3 protein-coding genes and 1 tRNA gene are annotated in these 2896 nt (G+C 60.4%); 3 read left to right on the forward strand and 1 reads right to left on the reverse strand.

Translation table 11 applies throughout. The features are described 5' to 3' along the window. Positions 1–115: 115 nt before the first annotated feature. Positions 116–201: transfer RNA gene (locus CO676_RS34090), tRNA-Leu, on the forward strand. A 52-nt stretch (positions 202–253) separates the two neighbouring features. Here the strand turns inward: CO676_RS34090 and CO676_RS34095 are convergent. Further along, on the reverse strand, positions 254–844 hold the full coding sequence (locus CO676_RS34095) for a hypothetical protein (RefSeq protein WP_097524292.1): 591 nt from the start codon (positions 842–844) through the stop codon (positions 254–256). A gap of 216 nt (positions 845–1060) precedes the next feature. Between CO676_RS34095 and ilvA the strand changes: the two genes are divergently transcribed. Together ilvA and CO676_RS34105 are read left to right on the forward strand one after the other, a co-directional pair. After that, entirely contained in the window at positions 1061–2308 is a 1248-nt protein-coding gene (ilvA, locus tag CO676_RS34100; protein ID WP_014764388.1) for a threonine ammonia-lyase, read from the forward strand. 78 nt (positions 2309–2386) lie between these two features. Further along, positions 2387–2707 (forward strand): HlyU family transcriptional regulator, encoded by a 321-nt coding sequence (locus CO676_RS34105; protein WP_014764389.1) that lies wholly within the window; start codon positions 2387–2389, stop codon positions 2705–2707. Positions 2708–2896 lie beyond the last annotated feature (189 nt).

Consider the following 2896-nt stretch of genomic DNA (forward strand, 5'->3'; position numbering starts at 1 on the left):
TGCAAACTATTTCGCCGCAGCAGGATATGACCCCGATTAAAACGGACGGGCTCTAGCGTTTTGTCGGTAAAACTTCGCTTGACTGGAGCGTCTAAGTAATTGATTTAAGTCGCACGCGGACATGGTGGAATTGGTATACACAACAGACTTAAAATCTGTCGCTTCAATAGCTTACGGGTTCGAGTCCCGTTGTCCGCACCAAATGATTGCACAGACGTCGAAGCGTTCTGGAGAAAACTGAGGCCTTCGCCCTTTACTCCCCCGCAATCTTGAAAGGTTGGTCGACGGTCGCGTTCTTGCCGCTGTTGATGTCGTTGAAGCGGAAGCGCAGGACATAGTCGCCGGCCGGGGCGCCGGTGACGTCGACGGTCAGCGTTGCGTAGATCTCCTGGTTACGGAGATAGCCGGTGAAGGTGAAGTCGCCGAAGGCCTTGCGGGTCGCGAGCACTTCGCCCTTGGGGTTGACGATGTCGAGATCGACGGTGAAGCGCGTTTCAAGCTTGCCCTTGGCGCTTGCCTCCTTCCAGGTCAGCCCAACCGGTTCGACATAGGAAACAATCGTTTCGCCCGCCTTGAAGACCGAATCCTGCTTCGGCTCGTACATCGCATAACCTGCCGGTTCGGCCGTGACGAAAATCGCCTTGCCAATCGTGAAGGGGAGGGTTTGCGAGAACGCGCTGAGAGCGTCGCGCAGCGTTTCCCGGGCGCCTGCCGCGTCGCCGGAGCTTGCCTGCTTTTCAGCTTTCGCCGCCGCGTCGGAGAGCGGCCCCGCTTCGGCTTCGCAAACGACGAGCGCCGAAGCCGCAAGCGAGAGTATCGCAAGCATGGGCAGGTAGTTCGCCATCGCACTTCCCCAAGCATCCCGACTGCTCAAACTGTCGGCATTTGAGAGCGCAAGTCAAGACAAGGGAGGTTGTGCCGACTGCAGCAGATCGGCGTAGGATGACGTCCCGAGCCGTTCTCTGCGGCCGAACCGCGAGACGCGCCAAATCGATGGTTTCAACGACAGCAATGTGCGATAGCGACAGCAATCTCAAAACGAACGGATGAATGTGACGAGATGAAGCAGGAAGTTGAACAGGCGGCCGCGGCGATGCGCGAAATCTTTCCGGCGACGCCGCTGCAGCTCAACGACCATCTGAGCGCGCGTTACGGCGCCACGGTCTATCTGAAGCGCGAGGATCTTTCGCCGGTGCGCTCCTACAAGATCCGCGGCGCCTTCAACTTCTTCCGCAGGGCGCTTGCGGCGGGGGCCTCGGGCAAGACCTTCGTTTGCGCCTCTGCGGGCAACCATGCGCAGGGTTTCGCCTTCGTCTGCCGGCACTTCGGCGTTCCGGGCATCGTCTTCATGCCGGTGACGACCCCGCAGCAGAAGATCGACAAGACCCGCATCTTCGGCGGCGAATACATAACGATCCGCCTCGTCGGCGATATCTTCGACCATTGCTACAAGGCCGCACGCGACCACGTGGAGGCGATCGCCGGCGTCATGGTGCCGCCTTTCGATCACCCCGATATCATAGAGGGGCAGGCGACCGTCGCGGCGGAAATTGTCGAGCAATTGCCGGACGGCATGATCCCCGATCTCGTCGTGCTGCCCGTCGGCGGCGGCGGACTGGCGGCTGGCGTGACCGGCTATTTCGCCGATGCTCTGACGACCGATCGGTTTATCTTCTGTGAGCCGGAGGGTGCGCCGAGCTTTAGGCGCAGCCTCGAGGCGGGCAGCGTCGTCACGCTCGATCAGGTGGACAATTTCGTCGACGGCGCGGCGGTGGCGCGGATCGGCGATCTCAATTTTGCAGCGCTCAGCGGCTTTGCGCCTGAGCAGGTCATGCTCCTTGCAGAAAACGCGATCTGCCTGACGATCACCGAGATGCTGAACGTCGAAGGCGTCGTTCTCGAGCCGGCCGGCGCGTTGTCCATTACCGCCCTCGAAGCACTCGGCCGCGAAGGGCTCGAAGGCAAGACGGTGGTCGCCGTCGTTTCCGGCGGCAATTTCGACTTCGAGCGCCTTCCCGACGTGAAGGAGCGGGCGATGCGTTACGCGGGCTTGAAGAAATACTTCATCCTGCGCATGGCGCAGCGGCCGGGCGCCTTGCGCGACTTCCTGAATATGCTGGGCGAGGAGGATGACATTGCCCGGTTCGAATATCTCAAGAAATCGGCGCGCAACTTCGGCTCCGTCCTGATCGGCATCGAGACCAAGCACGCGGAAAATTTCCCGCTGCTGAAGCAGCGCTTCGATGCGGCGGGGCTGCGCTACCAGGATATTACCGAGAACGAGATTCTGGCCAATCTGGTCATCTGACGGGCCGTCGCCGCCTGGCTGCGCGAGCCAACCAACTTTGGCTTTGACAGAGACTGCAGCCACGGCTAACCATGAGACATGGCATCGTTTTTCTCGAAATTGTTCGGCTTGTCCGGTGGCTCCGAAAAGCAGGCTGAGCCTGTCCCAGGCAAGGCTGAGTCCTATGCGGATTGCCTGATCCGCGCCACGCCGATGCGCGAGGGCGCGCAATTCCGGCTCGCCGGCAGCATCGAAAAGGCGATGCCGGACGGCGCCACGAAGGTGCGCAATTTCATTCGTGCCGATCTCTTCACCTCCGAGCAGGACGCCATTGATTCGGCGCTCCGCAAGGGGCGACAGATCGTCGACGAGCAGCGCTCCGCGCTCTTCTCCGACGATGCTCCGTCTCGCTCCGTGTGACGGCATAAATACCGCGCATTCAGTCGGTTATGAAGTTTTTCTAAGGCTATAGCTCAATTCTGCTCAGTGCGGGATTCTCATCCTACCGAGCGAGCATCCGCGCATGCGCCGCTCGGCAGAACGGCGCATGCTAGAGCCCGTCCGTTTTAATCGGGGTCATATCCTGCTGCGGCGAAATAGTTTGCACAT

The sequence above is a fragment of the Sinorhizobium sp. BJ1 genome (assembly GCF_002531555.1).
Lineage (GTDB): Bacteria > Pseudomonadota > Alphaproteobacteria > Rhizobiales > Rhizobiaceae > Sinorhizobium > Sinorhizobium fredii_B.